At 35.1% G+C, this 26,080-nt stretch carries 31 protein-coding genes; 5 read left to right on the forward strand and 26 right to left on the reverse strand.

What is annotated here, in order from left to right:
• Positions 1 to 28: 28 nt before the first annotated feature.
• From C1638_RS10715 to C1638_RS10780, 14 genes are all read right to left on the reverse strand, one after another.
• Positions 29 to 757, reverse strand: coding sequence for a metallophosphoesterase family protein (locus tag C1638_RS10715; RefSeq protein ID WP_109621732.1), 729 nt, complete (start codon positions 755 to 757; stop codon positions 29 to 31).
• 72 nt (positions 758 to 829) lie between these two features.
• Positions 830 to 1,372, reverse strand: coding sequence for an RNA 2'-phosphotransferase (locus tag C1638_RS10720; protein ID WP_109620821.1), 543 nt, complete (start codon positions 1,370 to 1,372; stop codon positions 830 to 832).
• Positions 1,369 to 2,457, reverse strand: coding sequence for a hypothetical protein (locus tag C1638_RS10725; RefSeq protein WP_109620823.1), 1,089 nt, complete (start codon positions 2,455 to 2,457; stop codon positions 1,369 to 1,371). The genes C1638_RS10720 and C1638_RS10725 overlap by 4 nt, the downstream gene beginning before the upstream one ends.
• Positions 2,441 to 3,397 carry an ADP-ribosylglycohydrolase family protein gene (locus tag C1638_RS10730; RefSeq protein WP_109620825.1) on the reverse strand — a complete coding sequence of 319 codons (957 nt, stop codon included), beginning with the start codon at positions 3,395 to 3,397 and terminating at the stop codon, positions 2,441 to 2,443. Before C1638_RS10730 ends, C1638_RS10725 begins: the two co-directional genes overlap by 17 nt.
• Entirely contained in the window at positions 3,397 to 4,083 is a 687-nt protein-coding gene (locus C1638_RS10735; protein ID WP_109620827.1) for an SIR2 family NAD-dependent protein deacylase, read from the reverse strand. Before C1638_RS10735 ends, C1638_RS10730 begins: the two co-directional genes overlap by 1 nt.
• 32 nt (positions 4,084 to 4,115) lie before the next feature.
• A complete protein-coding gene (locus C1638_RS10740; protein WP_109620828.1) occupies positions 4,116 to 4,751 on the reverse strand; it encodes a DUF4291 domain-containing protein in 636 nt (211 codons plus the stop codon).
• Positions 4,752 to 4,801: 50 nt separating this feature from the next.
• Positions 4,802 to 5,215, reverse strand: coding sequence for an ADP-ribosylation/crystallin J1 (locus C1638_RS10745; protein WP_109621734.1), 414 nt, complete (start codon positions 5,213 to 5,215; stop codon positions 4,802 to 4,804).
• 11 nt (positions 5,216 to 5,226) lie between these two features.
• Complete coding sequence (locus C1638_RS10750; protein ID WP_109620830.1) at positions 5,227 to 5,820, reverse strand: DUF4291 domain-containing protein; 594 nt, start codon at positions 5,818 to 5,820, stop codon at positions 5,227 to 5,229.
• Between the two features lie 71 nt (positions 5,821 to 5,891).
• A complete protein-coding gene (locus C1638_RS10755; protein ID WP_109620833.1) occupies positions 5,892 to 6,971 on the reverse strand; it encodes an adenylosuccinate synthetase in 1,080 nt (359 codons plus the stop codon).
• A gap of 3 nt (positions 6,972 to 6,974) precedes the next feature.
• Entirely contained in the window at positions 6,975 to 7,829 is an 855-nt protein-coding gene (locus C1638_RS10760; protein WP_109620835.1) for a hypothetical protein, read from the reverse strand.
• A 2-nt stretch (positions 7,830 to 7,831) separates the two neighbouring features.
• Positions 7,832 to 8,167 (reverse strand): hypothetical protein, encoded by a 336-nt coding sequence (locus C1638_RS10765; protein ID WP_076352861.1) that lies wholly within the window; start codon positions 8,165 to 8,167, stop codon positions 7,832 to 7,834.
• 77 nt (positions 8,168 to 8,244) lie between these two features.
• A complete protein-coding gene (locus C1638_RS10770; RefSeq protein ID WP_109620837.1) occupies positions 8,245 to 8,796 on the reverse strand; it encodes a 2OG-Fe(II) oxygenase in 552 nt (183 codons plus the stop codon).
• A 31-nt stretch (positions 8,797 to 8,827) separates the two neighbouring features.
• Positions 8,828 to 9,370, reverse strand: coding sequence for a riboflavin biosynthesis intermediates N-glycosidase (gene ybiA, locus C1638_RS10775; RefSeq protein ID WP_109620839.1), 543 nt, complete (start codon positions 9,368 to 9,370; stop codon positions 8,828 to 8,830).
• Between the two features lie 268 nt (positions 9,371 to 9,638).
• Positions 9,639 to 10,334 (reverse strand): NUDIX hydrolase, encoded by a 696-nt coding sequence (locus C1638_RS10780; RefSeq protein WP_109620841.1) that lies wholly within the window; start codon positions 10,332 to 10,334, stop codon positions 9,639 to 9,641.
• Positions 10,335 to 10,457: 123 nt separating this feature from the next.
• Here C1638_RS10780 and C1638_RS10785 point away from each other — a divergent pair, with 123 nt between their 5' ends.
• Positions 10,458 to 11,102 carry a DUF1579 domain-containing protein gene (locus C1638_RS10785; RefSeq protein WP_109620843.1) on the forward strand — a complete coding sequence of 215 codons (645 nt, stop codon included), beginning with the start codon at positions 10,458 to 10,460 and terminating at the stop codon, positions 11,100 to 11,102.
• 37 nt (positions 11,103 to 11,139) lie between these two features.
• Here the strand turns inward: C1638_RS10785 and C1638_RS10790 are convergent, their stop codons facing one another.
• The 7 genes from C1638_RS10790 to C1638_RS10820 form a co-directional block, all read right to left on the reverse strand.
• On the reverse strand, positions 11,140 to 12,291 hold the full coding sequence (locus C1638_RS10790) for a DUF8740 domain-containing protein (RefSeq protein ID WP_109620846.1): 1,152 nt from the start codon (positions 12,289 to 12,291) through the stop codon (positions 11,140 to 11,142).
• A 9-nt stretch (positions 12,292 to 12,300) separates the two neighbouring features.
• On the reverse strand, positions 12,301 to 12,756 hold the full coding sequence (locus C1638_RS10795; RefSeq protein ID WP_109620848.1) for a T9SS type A sorting domain-containing protein: 456 nt from the start codon (positions 12,754 to 12,756) through the stop codon (positions 12,301 to 12,303).
• A 175-nt stretch (positions 12,757 to 12,931) separates the two neighbouring features.
• Entirely contained in the window at positions 12,932 to 14,728 is a 1,797-nt protein-coding gene (gene lepA, locus C1638_RS10800; RefSeq protein ID WP_109620850.1) for a translation elongation factor 4, read from the reverse strand.
• A gap of 60 nt (positions 14,729 to 14,788) precedes the next feature.
• Complete coding sequence (locus tag C1638_RS10805) at positions 14,789 to 15,814, reverse strand: hypothetical protein (RefSeq protein ID WP_109620852.1); 1,026 nt, start codon at positions 15,812 to 15,814, stop codon at positions 14,789 to 14,791.
• 89 nt (positions 15,815 to 15,903) lie between these two features.
• Positions 15,904 to 16,413, reverse strand: a complete 510-nt coding sequence (locus C1638_RS10810; protein ID WP_109620854.1) for a hypothetical protein — start codon at positions 16,411 to 16,413, stop codon at positions 15,904 to 15,906.
• A 9-nt stretch (positions 16,414 to 16,422) separates the two neighbouring features.
• Positions 16,423 to 16,965: a hypothetical protein gene (locus C1638_RS10815; RefSeq protein ID WP_109620856.1), complete on the reverse strand. Its 543-nt coding sequence runs from the start codon at positions 16,963 to 16,965 to the stop codon at positions 16,423 to 16,425.
• A gap of 17 nt (positions 16,966 to 16,982) precedes the next feature.
• Positions 16,983 to 17,534, reverse strand: coding sequence for an RNA polymerase sigma factor (locus tag C1638_RS10820; RefSeq protein WP_109620858.1), 552 nt, complete (start codon positions 17,532 to 17,534; stop codon positions 16,983 to 16,985).
• 182 nt (positions 17,535 to 17,716) lie between these two features.
• Here C1638_RS10820 and C1638_RS10825 point away from each other — a divergent pair, with 182 nt between their 5' ends.
• The 4 genes from C1638_RS10825 to porW all read left to right on the forward strand — a co-directional run bounded on the left by C1638_RS10825 (position 17,717) and on the right by porW (position 22,292).
• Complete coding sequence (locus C1638_RS10825; protein WP_109620860.1) at positions 17,717 to 18,469, forward strand: Rossmann-like and DUF2520 domain-containing protein; 753 nt, start codon at positions 17,717 to 17,719, stop codon at positions 18,467 to 18,469.
• Positions 18,459 to 18,977 (forward strand): KdsC family phosphatase, encoded by a 519-nt coding sequence (locus tag C1638_RS10830; RefSeq protein ID WP_076352872.1) that lies wholly within the window; start codon positions 18,459 to 18,461, stop codon positions 18,975 to 18,977. Before C1638_RS10825 ends, C1638_RS10830 begins: the two co-directional genes overlap by 11 nt.
• A gap of 9 nt (positions 18,978 to 18,986) precedes the next feature.
• Positions 18,987 to 19,550 carry a Maf family protein gene (locus tag C1638_RS10835; RefSeq protein ID WP_109620862.1) on the forward strand — a complete coding sequence of 188 codons (564 nt, stop codon included), beginning with the start codon at positions 18,987 to 18,989 and terminating at the stop codon, positions 19,548 to 19,550.
• 147 nt (positions 19,551 to 19,697) lie between these two features.
• A complete protein-coding gene (gene porW, locus C1638_RS10840; protein ID WP_109620864.1) occupies positions 19,698 to 22,292 on the forward strand; it encodes a type IX secretion system periplasmic lipoprotein PorW/SprE in 2,595 nt (864 codons plus the stop codon).
• 18 nt (positions 22,293 to 22,310) lie between these two features.
• On the opposite strand, the gene tsaB is transcribed toward porW, so the two are convergent.
• From tsaB to C1638_RS10865, 5 genes are all read right to left on the reverse strand, one after another.
• Positions 22,311 to 22,991 carry a tRNA (adenosine(37)-N6)-threonylcarbamoyltransferase complex dimerization subunit type 1 TsaB gene (tsaB, locus tag C1638_RS10845; RefSeq protein ID WP_109620866.1) on the reverse strand — a complete coding sequence of 227 codons (681 nt, stop codon included), beginning with the start codon at positions 22,989 to 22,991 and terminating at the stop codon, positions 22,311 to 22,313.
• 81 nt (positions 22,992 to 23,072) lie between these two features.
• Entirely contained in the window at positions 23,073 to 23,822 is a 750-nt protein-coding gene (locus tag C1638_RS10850; protein WP_109620868.1) for an SDR family NAD(P)-dependent oxidoreductase, read from the reverse strand.
• A gap of 81 nt (positions 23,823 to 23,903) precedes the next feature.
• Positions 23,904 to 24,275, reverse strand: a complete 372-nt coding sequence (locus C1638_RS10855; protein WP_109620870.1) for a YraN family protein — start codon at positions 24,273 to 24,275, stop codon at positions 23,904 to 23,906.
• 41 nt (positions 24,276 to 24,316) lie between these two features.
• Positions 24,317 to 25,246 (reverse strand): S66 peptidase family protein, encoded by a 930-nt coding sequence (locus tag C1638_RS10860; RefSeq protein WP_109620871.1) that lies wholly within the window; start codon positions 25,244 to 25,246, stop codon positions 24,317 to 24,319.
• The gene (locus C1638_RS10865; RefSeq protein ID WP_109620873.1) at positions 25,243 to 25,929 is read right to left on the reverse strand and encodes a LysE family translocator; all 687 of its coding nucleotides are present in this window, start codon (positions 25,927 to 25,929) and stop codon (positions 25,243 to 25,245) included. The genes C1638_RS10860 and C1638_RS10865 overlap by 4 nt, the downstream gene beginning before the upstream one ends.
• Positions 25,930 to 26,080 lie beyond the last annotated feature (151 nt).

The raw sequence follows: 26,080 nt of genomic DNA on the forward strand, positions 1-26,080 counted from the left end.
AAACGTATGAGGCTTATTTAAAAAATCATTAATTCCTTCCTTTTTCATCAGGGTATAGGGATGGAAGCGGATCACTTTGCCAGAATTCTCTAGTGTCTATATCCATAATGGATAGGGCTCCTGTGAAAGCCGCTCCGGTATCCATATTCCAGACATTAGCTTTGTTAGTTGGTATTTTACTTCCAATATCCAATGTTGGGGTATGCCCGATAAATATTTCCTTGAATAAAAGCAGCCTTTTAGGGTATAATTCAGAATTCCTTTCTAATTTTTTATCCATTGCTACTGCTGTTTCCCAAAGGGTTCTATCCCAACGGTAGTTACTGGAATACACTTCTTTTTCAGGACCGTGCATGGAAGCATATCCTGCATGAATAAACAGTCGGTTCTGATCATCCACATGATAGCTTTTCATTCTTTGAAAGAACTCAAGATGATTATCCAGAACTTCCAGCGGATACTCTGCATAGCTTTCTACTGTGCTTTTTCCACCATTAAAAAGCCACATATCAGGACTTTGTCCCAATGCCAGCCAATCTTCACACCAGACATCATGATTTCCTTTGATGAAAATACATTCCTGCTTTTGAGAAAGGTCTATTAGAAACTGAATAATTCGGGAAGATTCACTCCAGCCATCTACATAGTCTCCCAGGAAGATCAATTTATCATTTGGAGTAACCTCAGCACGTTCAAAAATCTGCTGTAATGCTTTAAATCCTCCGTGGATATCACCTATTACTAAAGTTCTGTTCATTTTGTTATTTTTCACTTATCATTTGACGGGAATCTACATTTTTTATGGCTTCAATCAAGCTTTTTATTCTTTCTATTTTGATATATATTTTGAATCTACAAACTCAGTCAGCCATACTCCATTGGCAGATTGATAAAAGAACAGCCCATCTTCATGCATTGTCCCGGTTCTAATGGTCAGAATAATGGGTTTCCCGTGTCTCATTCCCACCTTTGTAGCGGTCTCTTTATCAGCACTTAAGTGCACGTGTTGACGGCTTCTTTTTTCGATTCCTTTTTCTAAAATGGAAGAAATATTGGTTTCTGCGGTTCCATGATAAAGAAATTCAGGCGGTTGTAATGTTTCCAGGGCCAGATCTATATCAATAGAATGTCCCTGGCTGGCTCTGATTTTGGTTTTATCATCATTAAAAGCAAACCTTTTTTTATTATTGGTTTCCACTACCTCATCCAGTTCCTCCAAGGTAAAATGCATCCTTTTTTTAGCTGATTTTGTTCTCAGCTCTTCTACATCTGCCCAGCCGTTTTCATCCAGCTTTAGTCCTATACTTTCAGGTTGGTGCCTTAGAATAAGGCTTAAAAATTTACTTATTTTCTTTGTTTCTATTTCGTTCATGGTTTGTTTTTTAATTTTTTAATAAGATGTCTAATCGTAAAATAATCCTGTTTCATCTGATCATAAACTGATCTTTCCTCTTCGGATATTCCTGTCAGAATTCTTTTCTGTTCAAAATAATAACGTTCAAAATCTTCATCGCTGGTATCTTTTTTTTCTTCCATATCCAGATATTCCCTAATAATTGCTTCATCAAGATTATACGAAAGCAATTGCTCCTTGATATAGTTTGCCCAAAAAGAATCTTCATCATACTGCTCTTTCCGAAGCTCAGCAATTTTCTTTTTGCTATCCTCTGTTATCAGATAATCATTGAGTTTCCTCCACAAAAAATCTTCAATAAGCCCTTCCCCAAACTCCCCGCGATCTACCATATACTCCGGATCATAAGTCTTTAGATACCGTATAAAGTTTTCGTTTTTATTAGGGTAAATAAATACGTTCCTAAGATACATTCCTAAACCGAAAAGACCTCCCAGACTGTCAAACTTTGAGGCTAATGATTTATTCTTGATTTCATTGATGTTATCTTCACTTAACTCTTCATTAATCAAAAAACCAACTACTTCTTCCAAAGTATTTATTTTTGACCGTTTCTCATCATAATATTTTGCAGAAGCGTCTTCTTCTTCATCGGTAAGTTCGGATATATTATCATCAGAGTCAATTTCTCGTTCAAAATAATCATAAGGAATGATTTCTCTGTTATTTGTATCCAAATATGTCTTTAACCTGAATTCAAAAAACCTTTTTTCATTTTCTAATATCCCCATGATGTCCTGACTGAGATCTTTGTTCTTTCCAAAAAAACCGATGATCTTAATCTTATCCTCAATCAAAGAATTAACATTATCTAAATCTTCAGTTCCTTTAGTAATTATTTCTCCCTCATTAAGCGTAGTAAAGTAAGATATGTCTTTCTTGTTTATTTCAAATTTTACAAGAAATTGTAAATGCTCTTCAGAAATTCCCGGCATCTTTCCAATGTAAAAATGCAGTGGAAGATAACAAGGAAACTCTTTAAAGTTCTTGTTCTTAATTTCCAACAATTCCTTTTCTGAAATAAGGCTATATAGTTCTATCAATGTTGTACAATTTTTTAGCTAATCTTTCACACAATACTTCAATATTATCTTTCCTCATCAGCTCGGAAATCCATTCTTTAGGAATATCTTCATATCCATAATAAATTCCTGCAATGCCTCCTGTAATGGCTCCTGTGGTGTCTGTATCTTCTCCTAGGTTTACAGCTTTTAAAACAGCCTTAGAATAACTTTCTGAATTTAGAAAACACCATAGAGACGCTTCCAGGCTGTGTAAGACATATCCGCTACTTTTAATTTCATCTTCGGAATAACCAGAAATATCCTTTTTCAAAATTCTATTAAAAAGCTCAATTTCATTCGGGTTAAAACCCTGTTCTTCAGAATATTTCAATGCTACTTTCTGTGTATAAGTATATGCTTCTTTTTTGCGGTGTCCTTTCAACAATTGGATGGCAAAAATTACATAGATAAAGCATGCAAAAACAGAACGAAAATGACCGTGAGTAATTGATGAAACTTCTTTTACTGTATGATAAACCTTTTGGATATCATTTTCTTTTTCAAGATAAAAAGCAAGGGGAAGAATCCTCATTAGAGAACCGCTTCCGTTGTCTTCTTCAAAGATATTTCCTGAAAATCTGGCACTTTCACCTTTAATAAGTCTCGCAATGGAATGCCTTGTTGTTCCCCCTATATCGAAAAGTTTTCCATGGGCGGTCCAATGTCCATATTTATTCCATTTTACAAAGCTTTGTCCTATCTTTTCAAGATCATATCCTTTTGTAAGTTCTTCAGCAACGCAGAGCGTCAACGAGCTATCGTCACTCCATGTTCCTTTAGGCTGATTCCAGGACATAAATTCAAGCATTTTAGTTACTGGAAATTTCTTTAAATCCTCTCTTTTCTTAAACTCTACCGGAACACCGAGGGCATCACCAATACAGACACCAATAATTCCGGCCTTAACTTTATTTTCCATTAGGCAAGATTAACCAGTTTATCAAATAATAGTTTCATTCCTTTTGTTGCGGGTTCTTTCATCACTACGGCTCTCTGACCGTAGCCAAAGCCTGTTTCGTTGGGATTGATGACAATTAAAAGACAATCATCCTTGATATCATGAATCAGTCCAGCCGCAGGATATACTTGCAATGAAGTTCCGATAACCACTAAGATATCTGAATCTTTTACAAGATCTCTCCCCGTCTGATACAAAGGAACATCTTCCCCAAACCAGACAATAAAAGGTCTTAACTGCGCTCCGTCTTCAGCTTTGTCGCCTGGGTTTATATCTCCTTTTTGTTCATAAATCAGGCTTTTATTATTACATGAGCAAGACTTGAACAACTCTCCATGAATGTGAAGAATATTGGTGGAGCCTGCTCTTTCGTGCAGATCGTCTATATTTTGGGTAATGATTTGAACCTCAAAATGTTTTTCCAGTTCTGCTAGCAATTGATGTGCTTCGTTAGGTTCTACTTCATGAAGCTGACGTCTTCTTTGGTTGTAAAATTCCAAAACCATCTCTCTATTTCTTCTCCATCCTTCCGGACTTGCCACATCCGTTACTTTATGATTTTCCCAGAGGCCATCTCCGTCTCTGAATGTTTGTATTCCGCTTTCGGCACTGATTCCTGCACCGCTTAATATGGTTAGTTTTTTCATTGGTTTAATCTAATAGTTTTTTGTAAATCATTTTATGCCAAATTGAGTTTTCTATTTAATTCTTCATCCTCAAATAATAATGAATTTTCCTCTGGCATAATCAGGTTATCCAAGTCATCATTCAAAACAAAATTATATTGTTCTTTTACAAAATCTGAAATATCTTCAATTAAAAGAATATCTTCCTTAGCAAAAGAATGGATAAGCTCATTTCTCAAACCAATTTGTATGGCTCTTCTTTCTAATTTATTTCCATGGGGATCATGATCTGGATCCCATTGTAACCTTGCAGAAGATTCTTTCACCTGATCCTGCCATTCTTCTCTTGACATTCCTAAATTAACATTATAGGAAGAATACACTGCATTTTCTAGATACCTTTTAAAAGCATTCAGTTTTAGGTGAATTGCCAATACACACTCCTGATCGTCTTTTGTACCCCAGCCATTGCGATACATCATCCAAAGGAAATTTGGTTTTATCCAAGTCATTCTTTCCATGCTAAATCCACCACCAAAATATTGATTTCTAACCGCAAATTCACCTATCTCTTTTTTATATGACTGATATACTATAATTTTTTCATCATCATATTGAACCATGATATGGTATCCTTTCTGAGGCCAGTTTTGTAATTGTTCTTTATATTTTTTTAATTTAATTTCCATTGTGTCTTTTTTGTCACGAATACACTATTTTTTCATTAGTGTATTCATTGCTATTGTTTTAAAACTCCTATAAGTTCAACTATTTCGCTATTTGCAGATCCTTTAAATTCATTTCCGATAAAAACTTTTATCACTTCAATATTTCCGACAATTGCTTTATTAAAACCATCCAATTCTTCTGATGGCACCCATAGTTCGTTGTGGTTTCTGGCTCCTACATTTTGGGCAGGATATTGATCTGCCACTTCTTCCTGCACGTCAAATTGGATTACAAAACCAAGATAGTTCCCGGCTTCGTCTCTGGTATTCCATTTCTCAGCAATTTCAGAGGCATAAGCTTCATCCAAAACAGGATAGAAAATAGGCTGCCATCCTAACCTTGGTGGGAAACCTTTATATCCACTGTCTATAATCAGAATCATTTCTTTTTCTCCTACCGGTCTGTAAAGTCTTTTTGTTTTCATCATCTCTATTTTTAAACATCTGCTCCTATTTTGTGGGCAAATTCCTCTGATAATGGATATATTTTTTCTATTGGCAATAGCTTCTTCGCTTTATTGTAATCTCCCTGCTTGGTAAAATTTAAAATCTTTTTTACCAGAGGCGTATAATCTTCTATTTTTACAATCCATTCTTCGTTGAACTCTTCTATCAAATAACGACTAATTCCTATCTGAATTGAACGATAATCTAATTTGTTTCCTCTGATATTCCTTTCCGGATCCCATTGTATATACACTTTTGCGTTTTCAAATTGTTCCTCCCAGGTTTTAGGATTGGAGTAAACCCTTTTTTCGGGAGAGGTTAAAATGGCTAAACTTAGTGCTTTTTCCCAGGTTTCTCTCTTAATATGTATTGCCAGAATGCATTCCTGATTTGATTTTTGCCCGTAGTTACTCCGTTCCATCATCCAAAGAAAAGACGGTTTAATCCAAGTCATTCTGTTAAACGAAAAAGGAGCACAAAATTTCTGATTTTCTACTGCAGATTTTGCAATTTCATTATTATAAGCCTGATATACGACAATAGTATCTCTGTTATAATCTGCTCTTATTTCAAATTCTTTCATCTTTTATTTTTAATTCATTATTCCCAACCTCATTCTATTTTCACACTAAATATAGAATTAATCCCTCTATCTTACAGGATTTCAGAGAGATTTTCAAAATCCTTTGCATAAGGAGAATATGATCCGTAAACAGTATCAAACTTCATTTCCAGCTTATCAATTTTAAATTTTTCATCCATCTGATCTAAACAGGTTACAACAAGGTTGTTTTTCGTTGAACAGATATATGCCCCATCTAATTTCAAGGCATAATTCAATAAATTGTAATCTAAATCCCCAAACCGAAGTTCTTTCTGGTATTCATTAAAAGTACAGGTTTCTTCTTGGTTGTTTTTTAAAATGATCTCCTTTTCATTGCTCATCCAGCCATTTCCGTGGCGTGTCCCATAGCTTCTCGTCACGTAGTACATTTCAATTTCTTCAATTTTAAGCTGTTTACAGATCTCATATGCATTTTTTGAGGTCGTGTGAGCATAGGTTACATTCGGAAAAATACCATGATCCATATCGAGTAAAACACCCTGACTTCCCTCGAAAATGAGATTTTCAAATGACTTCAGATAGTTATAATCATCAATTTTCCAATCTATCTGATCAATGGCTTCTAAAAAGGGCTTTAGCTGTTCTTGTATCTGATTTTCTTCCATAAAACCATAGTAATAAGCAATTCCTTTCAGTTTTTCTATCAACATTTCCCGTGGGGCAATAAGATCAATGGCAAATAGTTTATAAGGGCTTTCGTGTCTTTTCATGGTGGCTCCTATTCCTTTACCACAGGTCCCGTGCTCCAGATTTTTTGAATTTGTTCTGTTTTGCCAGACATCAAAAGGAGTGGTTACCTTAGCTAATGGATGAATATGAAGCTCTATGTTTCCGTTTTTTGCCTTTAATTCCTCTCTTTCATTCAGTAAAAATGTAGGGTGAATAGTGCAATGTTCAGTAAAATAAGAGGCTAATCCTCGAAGTGCTCCGCTTGCAAAGCTGGAATGAACGTGTTTCTGATCATCAATCATTACCGTATGAGCAGCCTGCTGCCCTCCTGAAAATCTTATTACTACGGAATTTTGATTCTGAGAAGCTAAAAAATCTGTCGTAATTCCTTTTCCCTCATCACCGAAACCCAAGCCTATAACTATTTGCGCTTTTTTCATGATCTAAAGCATTTCAACGTTGTCTAATCCTTCAATATCTGTTGTTCTAAAGGTTTTATCTTTATATTTTTCACAGATAATTTTTTTAATAACATTCGGAATTTCTCTATGGTCTTCTATTGATATACAGTTTTGTCCCAACAATTCTTTCCAATCCCTGTTTGCTCTTAGTGCCTGATCAGAATGGAGAACATTAATGTGATAAACTTCGTATCGCTTTTTTACTTCCTCCAGTAATTCATAATGCGTGTAGGTTTGTTGTCCGGATCCCATAATCTCCCGAATGGCAGATGCTGAAAGCACTTTAAGACAAGGCTCATCTCCTACCGTGAATAGCAATCCTTTTTGGTTTCTTTTCTCAAAAGCATCTGTTCTGGTATGGAATGCTGCGAAATACCAGGCCAAAAGATAGCTTTCACCAGCATTTCCACCCCCGCCGGATTCAATATAAGTGCGGGTAAGCCACATATCCAATTCTTCATCACCTGATTCAAACTGCCCTACCTGTAATGGGTAGCTATCACATTCATGATCCCCGATTCCCAGGAAAAGCAGTGCCGGATCTGGAACTCCACCCTGAATAATTCCACCCATCAGCTTAGGCAGCCCTTCCCTAATCAGTTCATGCGGAATATGTCCCATACTTCCGGTTACATCCAGTCCTAAAATAATCGGAACCGAATTTGGATGTACCTCAGAATCTCTGGATTCTCTGAAGGTTATTCCATGAGGAATCATTGTTTTATGTGCCATTCTTTTGGCGTTCTGTGTGAAGATTTCTCCCGCAGATTTTGTTCCGTAACCTGCTCTGCTTGCTCTGTCATAACGAGCATCTATATCGTATCTTGTACTTCCCATGACTAAAATGTTTTTCCAAATAAATATTCAAATCGCTTTTGGGTAACTTCGAGTTGGATATTTAGATTTCTGATTGTTAATGATAATTCCATGTCTTTCTGAACGAATGCTTCGGGATTAAAATCCACAAAAGTCAAACTGTTTCTGTCCAAAGGGCTGATATCAATAAGCCCCTCCTGCTCGCGCTCAAGTCTTTTTATTTTCAACTCGAGATCTTCAACCCTGCGCCTGTAAATCAGTTCTGAATCTTCTCCGATTGTTCTTGCACGGTCTTCTCTGATCTGGTCATTATTTCTTTGTAATGATTCGATAAATCTTGGTTTTAATTCATCTTCCATATCTGATTATTTTTTTTGTGTTATTATTACGCTAATTAAAAAAGACATAGCTATGCATTATTCCTGCATTAAGTTCTTTACTTTTTACTGGAATACATTACGTCTGTTCTCAAAACATACTTCAAACCACTGATTAGTGTTTTTCCTTCGTGTCTTAAAGGGTGATAAAAGATTAATGCTGTTCCTTTTTTAGGGGCTACCGTAAACAAATTTTCAAATTCTGTTTCTCCACCCTCAAAGTCATCATTCAGATAGATCAAAAATGTGTAGAAGCTTTTCTCCTTTTCATTTCTGATGTAACTTCCGTCCCGATGCATTTTGAATTGTTGTCCCACTGAATACTTATATACTCTGAACATTTCGTTGAAATTCAGAAGGCTAAAATCTTCATGATCCTGTGGAAGAAATTCAGCCGCTTTTTTGAAAAGGTCTTCTGCCAGATTATTATCAAAAATCATCAGTCGTTCATTATTTCTGATCCCTTTGCTCATAAGCTGTCTCCCTCCAACATTAATCTTTGCTTCTTCAAAAACCTTTTCGTGTGACAAAGCTATATAATCATTACATTCAGCTTCTGTGAGAAAATCCTCAATCAGAAATATCTGTGGGTGTAATTCTGTTTTTTCCATGATTAATATTTTGTGACTGGTTATTGTGTTTTTACCCTCTCAATTCATCCCTTACCTCCATCAGTGCAAATCCTAAAAGATTTTCGCCGTTCCATAGCAATGGGTTTTCTGCTCTTGGATCTGTTTCCAGCATTCCTATTCCCCATATTTTATCATAAGGACTGGCTTCTACAAGGATTTTATCATTGGTAGATAAAAGAAAGTCTTTAAATTCTTTATTCTGGGAAAATTTTAAAAGATTGCCTTTTCTCACAATTTCATATTTGTGTTCATCCCAGATTTTTGGATCAAAGTTCTTTACCTTTCTACCCAAACTTTTTACCTGATTGGGAGTAGCCGCCTGCAATATCTCTTCCAGGGTTTCAGTATCATTAAATAATCTTGCTTTTCCGGCCATCATATAATGTTCCGCAGTTTTATAAATGATTCCGTTTTCTTCAAATCTTCCTAAAAACCATTGGCTAAAGCATGACTTGGTAATTTCATCTTTAACAGTGTGTCCCCAGAAAAACAAGAGCTTAATTCTTTCCTTCCTCTGAAATTTGTCTTTAATATTTTGTATGGTGTAATTCATTATGTGTTATTTTTACACAAATTTAAAGGATTATTATTTTCCCAGCCAAATTTATTTGCGTTATTTTTACACTAATAAACATAATTATCTGATTTACAATGAATAAATTTTAATCCAGAAAAAATAAAATGGTAAAATATTTATACAAATAACAAGAATTAAATAGATTTTGGCTGAAGCTAACGGAATGTATATTTATAAAAAAACGGGCTAAAGCCCGTTCCTATTGAATGCCATTTGTATGGTATCATGAATCTTTTAAATAAAACTATTTGATTTCAAAGTAGAATCCCTCTTCTTCAAGTTCTTTATATTTTTCCTGATTGAACGTAAAGAGTTTACCTGGTCTTCCGCTTCCTTCTTTTTTAACATTATTAGTTTCATTAAGCAGCCCGTAACTCATAATTTTTTTACGAAAGTTTCTTCGGTCTATTTCCTGTCCTACAATTGTTTTATAAAGGTTTTCAAGATCCGAGAAAGGAAATTCTTCATTGAGAAGGTTGAAGCCGATCGGTTGGTATTGAATTTTTGTACGAAGTCTTTTGAGTGCAATATCAATAATCGTTTTATGATCAAAGGCAACCGATGGGAGCTTATTGATGCTGAACCATTGGGCATCATCTGCATCAGAATCTGCAAACAGTTCATGGTAAGAGGGGTTTACAAGCCCCAGATAAGCCACAGAAACCACTCTATTTCGGGGATCCCGACCTATGTTACCAAATGTATAGAGTTGTTCTAAAAAATCAGGTTTAATACCGGCTTCTTCATGCAGCTCTCTTTTCACGGCATCATCCAAGTTCTCATCATCCAGAACCAATCCGCCGGGAAGCGCCCATCCTCCTTTAAAAGGCTCAATATTTCTTTTGATGAGAAGTATTTGCAGGTCTTTCTTATCGAAGTAGCCGAAAATAACAGCATCTACAGCTACTTTTATATCTTGTAATTTTTTAGGAGACTCCATAAATTAATTTGCGTTACGAATACACAAAGTTACGATTTATCGCAGGAATAAAAAATATTTTCATCTATAATAAAAGTTCATACCTTTAAGTTATCATTCTAACCAACTTAAAATTAAATATTTATGAAAAATCTCCTAACAATTATCACAATCGGTTTTCTACTTATCTCATGTGAAAAAGGAAAAACCTCTAGCTCTGAAAATTCGGAGAAAAAAGATTCTATGACTTCAGCTTCTGAATGGAAGCCTGTAGATTCTGCTACTGCAACGAAAGCATGGATGGAATTTGCAACCCCGGGTGACATGCATAAAATGCTAGCCAAATTTGATGGAAATTGGACTGGTGCTACCAGTATGTGGATGGACGATAGCGGAAAGGCAGCGACAAGTACTTCTGAATGCACTAATAAAATGATTTTTGAAGGCCGATATCAGGTAAGTAATTACAAAGGAAATTTCATGGGAATGCCATTTGAAGGAATGAGCATTATGGGATACGATAATTCCAAGAAAAAGTTTGTAAGTACGTGGATAGACAATATGGGAACAGGATTAATGCATGCAGAAGGAGACTGGAACCCAACTAAAAAATCAATTGATTTTAAAGGTAAAATGACAGACCCTAGCCAGCCAGGAAAAGAATGTGAAGTAAGGGAGGTCTATACTTTTACTGATGACAATAACCATACCTTGGAAATGTATGGTCCTAATCCTAAAACAGGAAAAGAAATGAAAACAATGGAAATAAAATTCACCCGTAAAAAATAAAATAAAAAACCCGCTTCAACTGAAGCGGGTTTTTTATTTATTTAGTTTCCGACACCAAGGTAGTCGGAGTACTCATATTATTATTAAAGTATCCTACATTGAATTCCTGAACCACCCAATTTCCTGTTTTTGAATTAAATACATAAACTTTATGGTCATATTTATCCGTAAAAAGGAAATTCCCATTGGAAACTGTGATTTCCGGATTTCCTAAACCTCCATCATTGTAAAAATATCCAAGGCTAAATTCCTGAGTCTTCCATTCCATCGTTTTTGAGTTGAACACTTTTACACTATGTTCATATTTGTCTACGAATGCGAAGTTACTTCCTGAATAGATAACGGTAGGAGCAATATTATTGTTAGGATAGCCAATGTTGAATTCTTTTTCTGCCCATCCTCCGCTAATATAATTGAATGTATATACTTTATGATCATGATTATCAATAAACATTACATTACCGCTATCTAAGGTTACCACACTAGGACTCGAAAGGCCGTTGTTATAATACCAAACATTATAAAGCTGGGAAGACCAATTTCCAGTCTTGGAGTTGAAAACGTTTACCGTTCGTTCATATTTGTCTGTGAATATAATATTACCATTGGAAGCCGTAATAGTGGGAAGTATATTATTGTTACTATATCCTACATTATATAGTTTGGAAGACCATGTTCCTGTTTTGGAATTAAAAGCATATATCTTGCGATCAAACTTATCCAGAAAATAATAATTACTGCTTTTTCCCTCAATAATATCATCTCCTATTGAAGAATTTGGGGAAGAAACATCAATTTTTTGAGCGACCATGGCATAAGGGACACTCATTAACTGATTTGTACCAACATTAGTATAATTGCTGCCTCCTGCAGGATCCATTTCCACTTTGATGAATTTGGAATTTACAGACCAGTTTATTCCTGAAAATACTCCGGAAACAGGAGTTCCTTGTCCGATATTCAGATTAATTAATCCCTTGGAATTAGTTGTTTTAGAATGGGTCTCAGTATAAAGATTAGTTCCGTTCACAGAATTATTTAAAATACTGATTCTCACAGATACATTGCTATTCGCTACGGGTACTCCGCCAGAATTAAAAGCAATAGCTTGATAAGAAAATGCATCAGGAAGCTGTGCAAAAACCACGGCTGTGGAAAGAGCTAGAATAAGAGTGTATAGTTTTTTCATGGTACTCGTTTATTTTTTTATAATTTTCACAGGTTTTAGTTCTAAATTATTGAATGTAAGCATATAAACTCCCTTAGGCAAGAACGAAAGGTCAATACGACTGTTATTAATTTCCTTTTGAGAAACCAATTTTCCTGACATGTCATATATCGAAACATCTTTCGGTTTTGTCTTTGAAGAGACAGTTATGGTAATATAATCTGCTGTTGGATTAGGAAAAACATTTATTTTTTCTTGATTGGTAACAACCTCATTAACGCCTAAGACGGTTAATACAGTCTGAGAAAGTACTCCCAACGTACCAGAATTCTGTTCATCTGGATTAGTAGGTACTACATAAATTTCTCCAACAGTATGAATAAGATTCTCATTGGATACCCCACCAGAATTGAGCCCTCCCACCAGACTCTGGGAATAAAACCAGGCGGAGCACAATATCCCGCCAAGCAAATAGATTTTTTTCATGGAAATTAATTTTGCGTAAATATAGTATAAAGAAATATCAGAATATAAAAACTTATATTATGTTAATTGCATTGTTATAAAAACACCTTTTTAAAAGGAAAATATATTTCAATTATGAAGATAAAACACAAAAAAACCGGTATAACTACCGGTTTTAATATCATTAATGTTTGTCTTAATCATTAAGCTTTAATACAGCCATGAACGCAGATTGTGGTACTTCTACCCTTCCGATCTGCTTCATTTTCTTCTTACCTTCTTTCTGCTTTTCCAATAGTTTACGCTTTCTGGAAATATCTCCTCCGTAACATTTTGCCGTAACGTCTTTTCTTAAGGCCTTAATTGTTTCTCTTGCAATAACCTTAGTTCCCAAAGCTGCCTGAACAGCAATATCAAACTGTTGTCTTGGAATTAGCTCACGAAGTTTTTCACACATTCTTTTACCGATGTAGTATGCATTACTGTCGTGAATCAAAGATGAAAGCGCATCTACCATATCACCATTGATCAGGATATCCATTTTTACAAGTTTAGAAGCTCTGAAACCAATTGGATGGTAATCGAATGATGCATATCCTTTAGAGATTGATTTTAATCTGTCATAGAAGTCAAAAACAACTTCAGCCAAAGGCATATTGAAAATCAATTCTACTCTTTCTGATGTTAAATAACTTTGATTAACGATCTCTCCTCTTTTTTCAATACATAGAGTCATTACAGCTCCTACAAAGTCAGATTTTGTAATGATAGACGCCTTAATGAATGGCTCTTCTACTCTATCCATTGTTGATGGATCCATCATTTCTGATGGGTTATTAATCAAGATTGGAACTTCAGGTTCTTTTTTAGTATATCCAAAATAAGAAACGTTGGGTACCGTTGTGATTACGTTCATATTGAACTCTCTATCAAGACGTTCCTGAACAATCTCCATGTGAAGCATTCCTAAGAATCCGCAACGGAATCCAAAACCAAGAGCTGCAGAACTTTCCGGTTCGAAAACAAGGGAAGCATCATTCAATCTTAATTTTTCTAAGGAGAATCTTAGCTCCTCAAAGTCTTCAGAATCAATTGGATAAATACCAGCAAATACCATTGGCTTCACTTCCTCAAATCCATCGATTGGGCCAGCAGCCGGTTTGTCAAATGAAGTAATCGTATCTCCTACTTTTACTTCACGGGCATCCTTAATACCGGAAACCAAGTATCCTACATCTCCACACTGCACACTCTTCTTTGGAACCTGCTTTAATTTTAAGGTACCTACTTCATCTGCTCCATATTCTTTACCGGTAGCAAAGAATTTAATTTTTTCATTTTTAGTAATGCTTCCGTTTACTACTTTGAAATAGGCTTCAATTCCTCTAAATGGATTGTAAACAGAGTCAAAAATCAATGCTTGAAGCGGACCATCAGGGTTTCCTACAGGTGCGGGAATTCTCTCTACGATCTGCTCTAATAAATGATGAACTCCCTCTCCTGTTTTTCCTGAAACTCTTAATACATCCTCATATTCGCAACCAATCAGGTTCATGATCTCATCGGTTACTTCTTCAGGATTTGCTGATGGAAGGTCAATTTTATTTAAAATCGGAATGATTGTTAAATCATTTTCCAGGGCCAAATATAAATTACTGATCGTTTGTGCCTGAATGCTCTGTGCAGCATCTACAATAAGAAGTGCGCCTTCACAGGCAGCAATGGAACGGGAAACCTCATAAGAGAAGTCAACGTGCCCCGGTGTATCAATCAGGTTTAAGATATATTTTTCGCCTTTATATTCATAATCCATCTGGATCGCGTGAGATTTAATTGTAATCCCACGTTCTTTTTCCAAATCCATATCATCAAGCGTCTGAGACTGTAATTCTCTTTGAGTAACTGTATTCGTATACTCCAAAAGACGGTCTGCCAAGGTACTTTTACCGTGGTCGATATGAGCGATTATGCAAAAATTTCGTATGTTTTTCATTTAAGAATCTTGTAATTTGCAAAGATAAAAAAAAGAGAGAGATTATTGTCTTTCATCATCTTATTGTATCAATTTATTTAAATTTTCATCAGAAATGTCATATTCTCCAGTAAGAGGATCAATATAAATTTCTTTCACAGCATCATTATTTGTTCTGTCTGTTGCTATACTTTGTATTAATACTCCCGCCAGACCCATCATGGCAAAAGGACTTACTTGTGTTGAAAAAATATCAGCAGGTTTAGATAAGAGATAAAACCCTTTTTCATTTCTGTTTAATTCTAAAAACCTTTCAAATACTTTTTTAAAAGCTTTTCCATTTTCTACGTAAGCAAACATCTTAGAGGCCGAAATCTTCCTCTTTTTCCCATCTTTATCTAATATTGCTTTAACAACACCTCCACTATGTTCACTTTTTTCCAGAGTAACAGTTCCCTCCTCAGGAATCTGTTTAAAAAATGATATATAATCTAGGTACACTCCATCTTTAAGAATTTCTGTTTTAAAGATTTTATAGTTATTTTTAATATAACCCTCGTAGTCTGAAGCCTCATTAATGGTTAAAATATCCATATTTGGCTTTTTATTATAGGTTAATGAAAGAAATCCGGAGAAAATATGGTGAATATTTTTAACCATAATATCGGAGACATTTTTACCACTGAAGGCAAAAACAGTATCCTTTTTATACAAAAAATGATATTGGTCTATTTCTTTTGCAAAAGCTTGTACTGAGAAATCAATGGTCCCAAAATCTCTTGTACCTCCCGACTCTTTTACAGACAGTTTCAACTCTTTTAAAACCAAAATCAGTTCTTGTTTTCCTCCTTTATAGTTGCTTTTACGATACCAATTTCCTAAATCTTCATTAGGAGAAGTTTCAAAAACAACCTCTCTGGTTTCTTTTTGATCATCAAAAGGGAGGATTCCGATGGTTTTATCTATTCTCTGGTCTATAACGTGTAATGCGCTGTATTCACGGTCTCCGTTATTTGGAATATTGCCTTTCAATTTTATAATTTCTTTCTTTTGAGCGAAAGTGATTATGGTAATACAAATAAGTACAATTTGAAGCATCTTCTTCATAAAATCAGTTTCCACAAAAATATAAATTTAATCAAACGGCTCCCACAAAAAGATCTGTGAGAGCCGTCCAACATTAAAAAAATAAACTATTATGGGGTCTGTTTAGGTCCCGTAGCATTATTGTTTCCGTGAGGTTTTCTTTCATTCATTTTATCCCGCATCATACCCTCAGACTGAAACAGCTTCAGAACTTTCTGGCAGGGAATTACCTGTTGCATTTTTTCTGCATATTTTTTTCTGTTATCCAGAAGTCTCTGTCCTATTTCAAAACTTTGTTGCAGTTTTGCTTTAGCTTCATCATCTGATAAAGTTTCAGGATTAAAGCCTGGATCAAACTGACTTTTTATCTGTTTCTGACTGTCCAGATACTCGTTATAAAGCTGTGTAAATTCTGCTTTATCACCGGCATCAACATTCAAATTATCCATGATCATATTGTTTCTGAATTTCTTCAGAAGTTCCTTTCTTTCTTCAGGAGAAAGATTGTTGATGACTTCCTTTCTTTGTTTAGGATCCATCTTTTTCCAATCATAATCATTGATTTGAGCATTAAAGCCAAAACCATAAATAATAAAAAACGTCAATATTATCTTTTTCATCTTTCTTTATTAGTTATATAAATCCAAATAAACGTCCTGAGTTGAGTTACTGGCCAATTCTGCAATTTCAGAATTGGAAAATGAATCCAGATATTCATTCATTCTGCTTTCTTCTTTTTTCACTACAGCTTTCACTGGTTTTTGTGATACTGCTTCTTTTTCATTCCCGCTTTTAGCATTGATGGAAAAATCAGCATTATTCTTCTGATTTACAAATGTTTGATCATTATTTTCCACTGAAGTTAAATCTTCTTTCAAGGTTTCATATGCAATTTCTCCCTCAGTTTTGGGTTCTCCTTTATTCACCGCATATGTTTCTTGTGAATCTAATCCTTTATCTGTTGAATCATTATTGTAATTAAAAACAAAGGTTATTCCAAAGATCAAAGCCAGTGACGCAGCTACAGCATACATCCAGTTTAACTTAAAGACAGGCGCTTTTTTTTCTGTCTTTATATCATTCAAAATGCTCTCCTGAATATTTTCAAACAAATTATCAGGGACTGTGTAAATGTTTTTACGTTCTAGTTTTTCTATGTCGAACTCTTTCATCTTTGTTTTCTCAAAAATTATCTTTCGTAATTTTTCTTAATATAATCTTCTATTTTCTGCTTGGCATAATGATAATTGGTCTTTAATGTCCCTACAGACATGTCTACAATTTTTGAGATTTCCTCATAAGGTAAATCATCATAATACCGCATCATAAATACCAGTTTCTGTTTTTCGGGCAGGCTTTGTATAGCGTTCTGAAGCAAGATTTGTATTTCTTCGGCATCGTCATCAGTATTATCTGCAACAAGATTTTGCATGTGATACTCCGGGTCTTCATCTGTCTTCTGCATTTTTTTCATTTTATTAACCTGCTGCAGGGCTTCATTGGTAGCAATTCTGTACAGCCAGGTATACAACTGGCTATCATTCTTGAACTGATGAAAATTCTGATAAGCTTTAATAAAAGTTTCCTGCAAAGTATCCTGGGCAAGATCCCCGTCCACAATAATTCTTCTTATGTGCCAGTACAATCTGCTTTGATAGGCATCCATCAAGGCACGGACACCTTTATCCTGGGTCCGTGGATTCTGCATCAACGAAATAATTTCCGCGTCCTTAATCTTCATAAGATGCCTTTCATTGTTTTGGATTACAAAAATAGCTGAAAGTTAAATTAATTATTCAATTTTCAGTTTAAATATTAAAAATAATATGAGACAGTTACGCAATAAACGTGCCTATATTTATCTTCATAGCATCTGTACTCTTCTTCCTTTCCTGACTCAGCTTAAAATCCTATATTTGTTAGATGCAAATTGTAATTATCGGTTCCGGAAATGTTGCCTATCACATGGCAAAAGCTTTCACTTTGAAAGGGATTTCTCTGGCCCAGATTTTTGGCAGGAACGAAAAAGAATTAAGTAAGATTTCTGAAGAATTGAGTATTCCCTATTCCACAGAACACTTGGAAAATGCAGATCTTTACATTATCTGTGTAAGCGATAATTCTGTAGAGCAGGTATCAAAAATCATTACTAAAAAAGATTGTTTGGTAGCTCATACTTCAGGTTCGCTTCCGAAGGAAGCTCTGATTGGTGAATACAGAAAATCAAGTTTTTATCCTTTGCAGACCTTTTCAAAATCAAAAGAACTGGAATATGAAAAAATTCCGTTTTTCATTGAAACTGAAAATGAAGCAGATCAGAAAACTCTTTTTGAACTTGCTTCGAGAATTTCAAAAAATGTAATGGAAAGCAATCATGAAAAAAGAAAATACATTCATTTGACAGCTGTTTTTGCCTGCAATTTTGTGAATCATCTTTTTTCAAGAGCAAAAGAAATTTCGGATTCTCAGGAGATTCCGTTTGATTACTTTTTACCGTTGATTGATGAAACAATTCAGAAGATCCACGAAATAGAACCTAAAATGGCCCAAACCGGACCCGCTGTGAGAAATGACCTAAGGGTTTTAGAGTTACATGAGCAGCTAATAAAAAACGAAGAGAGTCTTGAAATTTACAAGACAATGAATCATTCTATTCAAAAAATGTATGAGTTATAAAGAGAAATTAAAAGATATTAAGGCATTTGTATTTGATGTAGACGGAGTTTTCACAGATGGAAGTGTGTATCTGATGCCTGGAGGAAATATGTGCAGAGTAATGAATGTTCTGGACGGATATGCAGTAGTTAAAGCATTAAAAAACAATTATTTAATAGGTGTAATCACTGGTGGAAATGATGAAATGGTAAAACACAGGATCAATTATCTTGGAATTCAGGATTATTACCCTAAATCTCATAACAAGATTGAGGATTTTGAAGATTTTAAAAAGAAGTACAACCTTAAAAATGAGGAGATTCTAACCATGGGTGATGATCTTCCGGATATTCATATTATGGAAAGTTCTGCGATTGCGGCGTGTCCTGAAAATGCTGTTCCTGAGGTAAAGGGGGTATCTGATTATATTTCTCCCAAAAAAGGAGGAAGTGGCGCTGTACGTGATGTGATAGAACAGGTAATGAAAGTTCAGGGAAACTGGCATGATGATAACACTCAATCTGTATAATCTTTATTCATGAAATTACTTTTAGCATCCCAATCACCAAGAAGAAAGGAACTTCTTTCCAGCCTTGGTTTTGAATTTGAAGTTGTAAAAATTGACTGTGAGGAAATTCTTCCTGAACACATTAAGATAGAAGCAGCAGCAGCGTATTTGTCTGAATTAAAAGCAGACGCATTCAGAAGCTTAACAACTGACGAAGTATTATTGACCGCAGATACAGTAGTTGCTGTTGATCATCAGATTCTTGGCAAACCCAAGGATGAAACAGATGCTTTCAATATGCTTCGCAGTCTTTCGGGAAAAACCCATCAGGTATATACCGGAATTACGATTAAAACTGTTGATAAAGTCTTTACCGAAACGGATGTAGCAGATGTAACACTGGATGACATCAGTGATGATGAAATAAAATATTACATTCAAAATTACAAACCTTTTGATAAAGCCGGCAGCTATGGTATTCAGGAATGGCTAGGAATGGCAAAAATCAGTAAAATGACAGGAAGCTTTTATACCATTATGGGTCTTCCTACTCATATTGTATATAAAATTTTGAAAGAAACTTCAATAATTTAAAAAATTATGAGGTTCCTGACCTATGTAAAGATGAAATAAAATATTTCAGAAAGAAATATAAATATTATTCATTATAAAATTTTATTATTTTTACAAAATCATCAAACTGCTGATAATAAAAAGCAAATTAGCGAGTTATATTGAATAATGAAAAAGAATATATTGTTCCTTTTAGTAATCTGTCTCGTTGCTTCCTGTGCTACCAAAACAAAAAAGCCGGAACAACGATCAAAACTATTAAAAGGATTTTCCACATATTATAACACTCTATTTAATGCCAAAGATGCATTGAACAGTGAGTTTACCGCCCGAGATAAAGGACATAAGGACAATTTTTATGCTCCTTATATCCCTATCCTTACTTTTGAAGATCAGCCTTTAGGAAGTGATCTTGGCCAATCAACCGCTTTTGCAGAGAATTCGATGAAAATGGCTGAAGTAGCCAACAGATCTTCGTCAAGAAGCAATTCAGGAGTTCCCAATATGCAGGGACCACCGGGAGGACCTGGTCAAAATAATCCTGATGAAGGTCAGAATAAAGGTGCTACGACATTAGAAATTGCTGAAGCTAAGGCTTTAAAAGCAATCAACAAATATTCTGTAACCCGAAACGGTGAAGAAAAAAACAAGCAGATTTTTGATGCCTATATGATTCTTGCACAGTCTAGAATTTACCAGAATAAGCCTCTACAGGCAATGGATGCCCTCAATTATGTTTTCACTCATATGAAAGATGACAAAAGGGTTCCATTGGCAAGAATTTATCAGGGAGTTGCTTATGATAAAATCAAAGATTATCACAGAGCTCATGAAACTTTTGCCAAGCTAAAGGGCGAGGATATTAGTAAAACTTATGCAAAACTATTAAGTATTTATTATGCTGAATCTCTTTTAGATGCTGGTAAAAAAGAAGAGGCATCTAAGGAACTTGATCTTGCTTTTGAACTGAATTCCAACAGAAAACTGAAGAGCAGAATTGCTTATCTGAGAGGTCAGGTTCTTGAAAATTTGGGTCAAAATGATAAGGCCAGAGAAAGTTACACTGCTGCCTACAAGTATTCCAGTGATTTTGAATTTGAAGTAAAATCTCAAATTGCCATTGCCAAAACTTTTAATGGTAAGGGAGATTATAATGGGGCTAAAAACTATCTGGAAGGAATCAGTAAAAAAGGAACTTATGGTTCCAGAAAGAATGAATTTTACTATGCTTTGGGTCTAATGGCCAATAAAGCAGGAAAAAAAGATGAAGCACAGCAATTTTTCAGAAAGTCTTTATTTGAAAAGGTTTCCGATCCGCAAGTCCGTGGTTTGGCTTATTACGAAATAGGAAAAAGCTATCTGGACAAGAATGACTATATCGGAGCGGGCAGTTATTATGATTCTGCACTTGCTGTAATGACCTATGAACCGTCAAAAATATTATTGAAAGATCAGTCTGAATACATCAAAAAGATCTCAAAAAACTATTATCTTATCAAGAAGAATGACAGTATTCTTTCTTTGGCAAGAATGAATGACGCTCAGAAAACAGATTTTTTCTCAAAGCATATTGCAAAATTAAAGATCAAGGAAGAAAAGGAAGAACTGGAAAGAAAACGTGCTGAAAGAATTAAAGGTTTTGACACCGGAGACTATAACTCTAATTCGATTTTTGCTAATAATAATTCCAATGCATTTGAAGATTTTGGGGTAACTACGAAAGGTTTTTATTTCAATAATACCGGAACTGTAAGTAAGGGAACATCTTCGTTTAAACAGGTCTGGGGAGACAGAGCTCTTTCTGATAACTGGCGTTTCTCCAAAAAGATGGCTTCTATTGAGGATATGAAAAATGAAGCTCTTGGGGTAACTTCAGCGCCTAATCCAAGGCGTTTTGAACCGAGCTATTATATTGAACAGATTCCTACTGACCAAGGCAAATTAGGCCAATTAAAAAAGGATAGGGATACGGCTTCCTTAGGACTTGGTATCATGTATCAGAATTATTTTACCAATACTCCCCTAGCGACTAAAACACTTTACGATCTTGTAGATGTAAAACCGGAAGAAAAAGTAATGCTACAGGCATTGTATGAGATATTTGCCATGAATTATGAGAGAAACCCTCAAGCATCAGACAGGGCAAAACAAATTCTTTTGACTGATTATCCTTACACTTCCTACGCAGAGTTTGCAAGAAACCCTAAAAATGTTTCTTTTGTAAAATCTACGGAAGATGTTGAAAATGAATATAAAAGGGCGTATGCACTTTACGAATCAGAAAAATTTGGAGAAAGCAGACAAGTTATAGATCAGACTCTTCAGAAATTTCCGAAAGATGCATTAGTTCCAAAACTATATTTATTAAATGCTTTTAACGCAGGAAAGTCCAGTGGAAAAGAGGTCATGATTCTTCAACTTGAGCAGATCGCATTGAACTATTCTAAAACACCAGAAGGGATAAGAGCCAAGGAAATGCTTAACTATTTGAAAAGTGAACTAAGCTTCCAGGCTACTGACAATAAAGGAAATGCTGTTCTGCAGCAGCCGTCCTCCCCTGTTCAATCTGGTAACCAGAATAATTATTCTCCACAAATGAATAATGAAGGAGTAAAGAAACCAACGGGTATCAATAATTCGCAAAATTTCGAATTAACCCCTCCTCAAAAAAATCCTCCCAATAATGTCCAACAGCAGAAAAACAGCATTGGAAGTCCAAATGGTACGGTAAAATCAAATGTCCCTCCGGGAGGGCCACAATAAAAATAAAAAAGCGAAGATTTACTCTTCGCTTTTCTTTTTCTTTACCCCATGGAAATCCTTGAGATAGAAAGGCTCAAAATAAGCTATATCTTCAAAGTCCTTGTTGTTTATCTTTTCCAGCGTCTTTTTGATAAGGTATTGTGCAGATGGATAAATATTCTCGTTAAAATCTGCATCAGGAAGATGTAAGATATCTTTAGCTTTCTTTGCTCCGTCTCCTACAAAGATTACTTTTTTATCCCTTAATTCTTCAAAAGAGCTCTCATCTAAAATCTTTGCTTCGGTAGCAGAGAGTTCTTTTCCGGTAGAACCATCATAAACGGCTGTATACACCTCCATTCTCCTCGCATCAATCAAAGGCACTATGAAGTCATAGTTATGTCCTAAAAATGGCTCTATCATGCTTTCAAGAGAATTTACTGCTATAAAAGGAACTTTCAGTCCGTAGCAGAACCCCTTTGCAGAGGCTGCACCAATTCTAAGACCGGTATAAGACCCCGGTCCTTTTCCCAGAGAAACGGCTTCAATGTCCTTAAGTAAAATTCCAGCCCCTTCCAGCGCCCACTCTACATAAGTGTGAAGACTTTCAGATTGTTTATAGTTTTCGGAAACCTCTTCGCAGAGACACAGTAGTTTGTCATCATCAGATACGGCTACTGAACAGTTTTTAGATGATGTTTCGAGATATAGGATTTTCATTGTATCGTTTTAAGCTAAACTGCAAAATTGCAAAAAAGCAAAATCGCTTTTATTCTGCAAATTTACTCCATTATTTTGAGACTATTTTCTGTAGATTGTTCTTGGTTCAGCCTGAGCGCTTGGGTAAATAGTCATATCCGCAATAGTAACATGTTTTGGAGCGTTTACACAATAAGCAATGGCATCTGCAATATCCTCAGCTTTCAATGCATCATAGCCGGCATACACATTAGCAGCCTTTTCATTATCTCCCTTGAATCTGATCAATGAGAAATCTGTCTCTACTGCTCCCGGCTGAATATTGGTCACCTTAATTCCAAACTCGGTAAGCTCCAGTCTCATTCCTTCTGAAATAACATCTACTGCTTTTTTGCTAGCACAATACACTACTCCATTGGCGTAGGTTTGTCTTGCAGCCACAGAACTAATGTTTACAATATGACCTAAATTTTTAGTTTTCATGGATGGGATGATCATTTTGGAAACATACAACAATCCTTTTACATTCCCATCAATCATAGAATCCCAGTCATTGGTCTTTCCAGCGGAGAGAGGATCAAGTCCGTGAGCATTTCCGGCATTATTGATCAGAACATCAATATCTTTCCATTCTTCAGGAAGAGAATTGATCGCGGCTTCAACTTCCTCAAGATTCCTTACATCAAACTTTAAACTAAATATTTCGGTATGTTGAGATAACTCAGTATCTAAAGTTTTAAGTACTTCATCTCTTCTTCCACAAATGATAATTCTATTTCCTTGTTTTGCCAAAAGCTCTGCTGTGGATTTACCTATTCCAGAAGTGGCTCCGGTGATTAATATTGTCTTCATAAAATTGTTTATTAGATGTATGAATATAGAACTTTACTCATGGTATGACATTGCTACATTCACACATTATTTTATTGATTACTAATTTGCATCCAACGCCTGAAAAGCATCGGGTATATGGTCAATAATTAAGTTTCTTTTTTCATCGGGAAGAACGGAGATAATATCAAATCTTACTTCGCTTTGTTTTTCAGATTCTTCCAGATAATGGTTAGCTGCGGTTACAATTGATTTAATCTTCGTTTTGGTAACAGCTTCTTGAGGCAGCATAAATGCATCAGTAGATCTGGCTTTCACTTCAACAATTACTGTTAAATCATCTTTTTCAGCAATAATATCAATCTCTGCTTTCTGAAATCTGAAGTTTCTGGCTATAACTTTATAGCCATTTTTTTGAAGATAATCAGCAGCCATATCCTCTGCTATTTTTCCAAAGTCATTATGATCAGCCATATCTTTTGTTTGAGTATATCAGAGTGGGAGAGTGCTAATATTTAAAATTCAATCTTTACCTTAGTATCAACTTTCATCTTAACTTTTCCTCCGATAATAAGAGGTCTGTTGTCCTTTATGTGACCATTTGGGAATGCGAATACTACAGGGAATTTATATTTTGAAATTCTCTCGGAGATCAGTTTATAGGCAAATTCGTCAAAGCTTTCTTCATAGCTTTTGTTCTCTTTTTCGTCACCCATATTGGTCATTCCACCGATAATAAGTCCTTTGATTTTATTAAAGACACCCACCAGCTCCAAGCTCATGATCATACGATCCAGCGCATAAAAGTTTTCTCCGATATCTTCAATGAACAGAATCTTATCTTTAAAGTCAAAGGAATATTTGGTTCCTAAAAGGGCGTAGATCAGGGCTAAATTTCCTCCAACCAATTCTCCCTCAATATTGCCTTTTATATTTAATTGATGAGATTTTAGGCTATAATTAGGCATTTTACCCTTTAAAATATCAAAAATTAAATTGTAGCTTTCTTCAGTAACTCCGAAGCTTGATGTTTTAATGGTTTGTCCGTGAATGGAAGCAAAACCTTTTTTCAATAGATAACTTTGGATAACTGTATTATCGGAATAACCGATATACCATTTTGGATTTTCTGTAAAGTTTTTCAACTTCAGATGCTGAATGAGATGCTGACATCCATAGCCACCTCTGGAAGCCCATATCGCTCCAATTTCCTTATCATTTAATGCCCAATTGATATCTTTTATTCTTTCCTTTTCTGTTCCTGCATAATTGTAGCCGTTGGCAAACTTTGTGTAAAGATGTTCTCCTAAAACGGGTTCAAATCCTTTACTTTTAATCAATCTTATACCCTTTTCGAGTTGAGTGGTATCTACGGCTCCGGCAGGGGAGATAACAGCTATTTTTGCCCCTTTTTTAAGAGGTTTTGGAAAGACTATTTTTTTCATTTTGTTTTTTGATATTTTACTTCTTTTTTCTCTGCTTCCTCAAGTTGTCTTTCAAACTGATTAAACTTCTTGAAGCTCTGTAAAAAGATAAAGAAACTGAATATAATAAGAATACAGCCAACAACTCTTCTGATCTGGTTGGCCAGTTTTTGTGTCAATTTATCGTGAAATTGTTTAGCAAGAAATATTTTAGCGAGATCAATAGAAAGATAGGTCGCAAGTACTATTCCTATGTATAAAATAAAACTGCTGGTGTCCGGGTATTGATTCCTTACGGAAATTACCGTTACCAGCCAGAAAAGGATAACTCCAACATTTAAAAGATTAAAGAAAAAACCATTAAAAAAGGTCTTAAAATAGTTTTGACCAATGATTCTTTCTTCACCAGGCATATGCATTTTGGTCTTAGTAACCAGCATCACAATCCCGTAAATAAAAATAAGGATAGATGTAATCCTATAGAATCCGGGATGCTTGTCAATTAAAGTTACAATATCCGTACTGGCATAATATGCAGCCACAATACATAATAAATCTGCAGTGATAACACCAAGATCCAATGATAAGGCATGCTTTGGGCCTCTTGAGAAGCTGGTTTCTATTAACAGGAAGAAAATAGGTCCTATAAAAACCAGACTCAGCATGAATCCTAATATGACGGCAGATAGTACAAGTTCAAGCATTTAATATATTTTAAAATGAAAAAAATTCATTCCGTTTTATACAAAGTTATACTTTATGATTTAATTATTCAATAAAGTTGTGATATATCAATTGTATTTGACACGAGTTGGGAAAAAGATTTTTCCAAGAAAATAAGCTGTAGATGGGAAG

Origin of the sequence: Chryseobacterium oncorhynchi, assembly GCF_002899895.1 — a bacterium.
Classification (GTDB): Bacteria; Bacteroidota; Bacteroidia; order Flavobacteriales; family Weeksellaceae; genus Chryseobacterium; species Chryseobacterium oncorhynchi.

What these genes read in the sequence shown, in the direction of transcription:
- C1638_RS10755 (WP_109620833.1), bottom strand. Translation starts at nt 6,971, where the DNA reads ATGAAAAAAGCGCAAATAGTTATAGGCTTGGGTTTCGGTGATGAGGGA.
- C1638_RS10850 (WP_109620868.1), bottom strand. Translation starts at nt 23,822, where the DNA reads ATGAAGACAATATTAATCACCGGAGCCACTTCTGGAATAGGTAAATCC.
- C1638_RS10780 (WP_109620841.1), bottom strand. Translation starts at nt 10,334, where the DNA reads ATGGAGTCTCCTAAAAAATTACAAGATATAAAAGTAGCTGTAGATGCT.
- C1638_RS10735 (WP_109620827.1), bottom strand. Translation starts at nt 4,083, where the DNA reads ATGAAAAAACTAACCATATTAAGCGGTGCAGGAATCAGTGCCGAAAGC.
- C1638_RS10805 (WP_109620852.1), bottom strand. Translation starts at nt 15,814, where the DNA reads ATGAAGAAGATGCTTCAAATTGTACTTATTTGTATTACCATAATCACT.
- C1638_RS10795 (WP_109620848.1), bottom strand. Translation starts at nt 12,756, where the DNA reads ATGAAAAAAATCTATTTGCTTGGCGGGATATTGTGCTCCGCCTGGTTT.
- C1638_RS10730 (WP_109620825.1), bottom strand. Translation starts at nt 3,397, where the DNA reads ATGGAAAATAAAGTTAAGGCCGGAATTATTGGTGTCTGTATTGGTGAT.
- C1638_RS10830 (WP_076352872.1), top strand. Translation starts at nt 18,459, where the DNA reads ATGAGTTATAAAGAGAAATTAAAAGATATTAAGGCATTTGTATTTGAT.
- C1638_RS10825 (WP_109620860.1), top strand. Translation starts at nt 17,717, where the DNA reads ATGCAAATTGTAATTATCGGTTCCGGAAATGTTGCCTATCACATGGCA.
- C1638_RS10745 (WP_109621734.1), bottom strand. Translation starts at nt 5,215, where the DNA reads ATGAAAACAAAAAGACTTTACAGACCGGTAGGAGAAAAAGAAATGATT.
- C1638_RS10770 (WP_109620837.1), bottom strand. Translation starts at nt 8,796, where the DNA reads ATGGAAAAAACAGAATTACACCCACAGATATTTCTGATTGAGGATTTT.
- C1638_RS10765 (WP_076352861.1), bottom strand. Translation starts at nt 8,167, where the DNA reads ATGGAAGATGAATTAAAACCAAGATTTATCGAATCATTACAAAGAAAT.
- C1638_RS10865 (WP_109620873.1), bottom strand. Translation starts at nt 25,929, where the DNA reads ATGCTTGAACTTGTACTATCTGCCGTCATATTAGGATTCATGCTGAGT.
- porW (WP_109620864.1), top strand. Translation starts at nt 19,698, where the DNA reads ATGAAAAAGAATATATTGTTCCTTTTAGTAATCTGTCTCGTTGCTTCC.
- lepA (WP_109620850.1), bottom strand. Translation starts at nt 14,728, where the DNA reads ATGAAAAACATACGAAATTTTTGCATAATCGCTCATATCGACCACGGT.
- C1638_RS10820 (WP_109620858.1), bottom strand. Translation starts at nt 17,534, where the DNA reads ATGAAGATTAAGGACGCGGAAATTATTTCGTTGATGCAGAATCCACGG.
- C1638_RS10720 (WP_109620821.1), bottom strand. Translation starts at nt 1,372, where the DNA reads ATGAACGAAATAGAAACAAAGAAAATAAGTAAATTTTTAAGCCTTATT.
- C1638_RS10760 (WP_109620835.1), bottom strand. Translation starts at nt 7,829, where the DNA reads ATGGGAAGTACAAGATACGATATAGATGCTCGTTATGACAGAGCAAGC.
- C1638_RS10835 (WP_109620862.1), top strand. Translation starts at nt 18,987, where the DNA reads ATGAAATTACTTTTAGCATCCCAATCACCAAGAAGAAAGGAACTTCTT.
- tsaB (WP_109620866.1), bottom strand. Translation starts at nt 22,991, where the DNA reads ATGAAAATCCTATATCTCGAAACATCATCTAAAAACTGTTCAGTAGCC.
- C1638_RS10860 (WP_109620871.1), bottom strand. Translation starts at nt 25,246, where the DNA reads ATGAAAAAAATAGTCTTTCCAAAACCTCTTAAAAAAGGGGCAAAAATA.
- C1638_RS10715 (WP_109621732.1), bottom strand. Translation starts at nt 757, where the DNA reads ATGAACAGAACTTTAGTAATAGGTGATATCCACGGAGGATTTAAAGCA.
- C1638_RS10740 (WP_109620828.1), bottom strand. Translation starts at nt 4,751, where the DNA reads ATGGAAATTAAATTAAAAAAATATAAAGAACAATTACAAAACTGGCCT.
- C1638_RS10810 (WP_109620854.1), bottom strand. Translation starts at nt 16,413, where the DNA reads ATGAAAAAGATAATATTGACGTTTTTTATTATTTATGGTTTTGGCTTT.
- C1638_RS10750 (WP_109620830.1), bottom strand. Translation starts at nt 5,820, where the DNA reads ATGAAAGAATTTGAAATAAGAGCAGATTATAACAGAGATACTATTGTC.
- C1638_RS10815 (WP_109620856.1), bottom strand. Translation starts at nt 16,965, where the DNA reads ATGAAAGAGTTCGACATAGAAAAACTAGAACGTAAAAACATTTACACA.
- C1638_RS10790 (WP_109620846.1), bottom strand. Translation starts at nt 12,291, where the DNA reads ATGAAAAAACTATACACTCTTATTCTAGCTCTTTCCACAGCCGTGGTT.
- ybiA (WP_109620839.1), bottom strand. Translation starts at nt 9,370, where the DNA reads ATGAATTACACCATACAAAATATTAAAGACAAATTTCAGAGGAAGGAA.
- C1638_RS10855 (WP_109620870.1), bottom strand. Translation starts at nt 24,275, where the DNA reads ATGGCTGATCATAATGACTTTGGAAAAATAGCAGAGGATATGGCTGCT.
- C1638_RS10785 (WP_109620843.1), top strand. Translation starts at nt 10,458, where the DNA reads ATGAAAAATCTCCTAACAATTATCACAATCGGTTTTCTACTTATCTCA.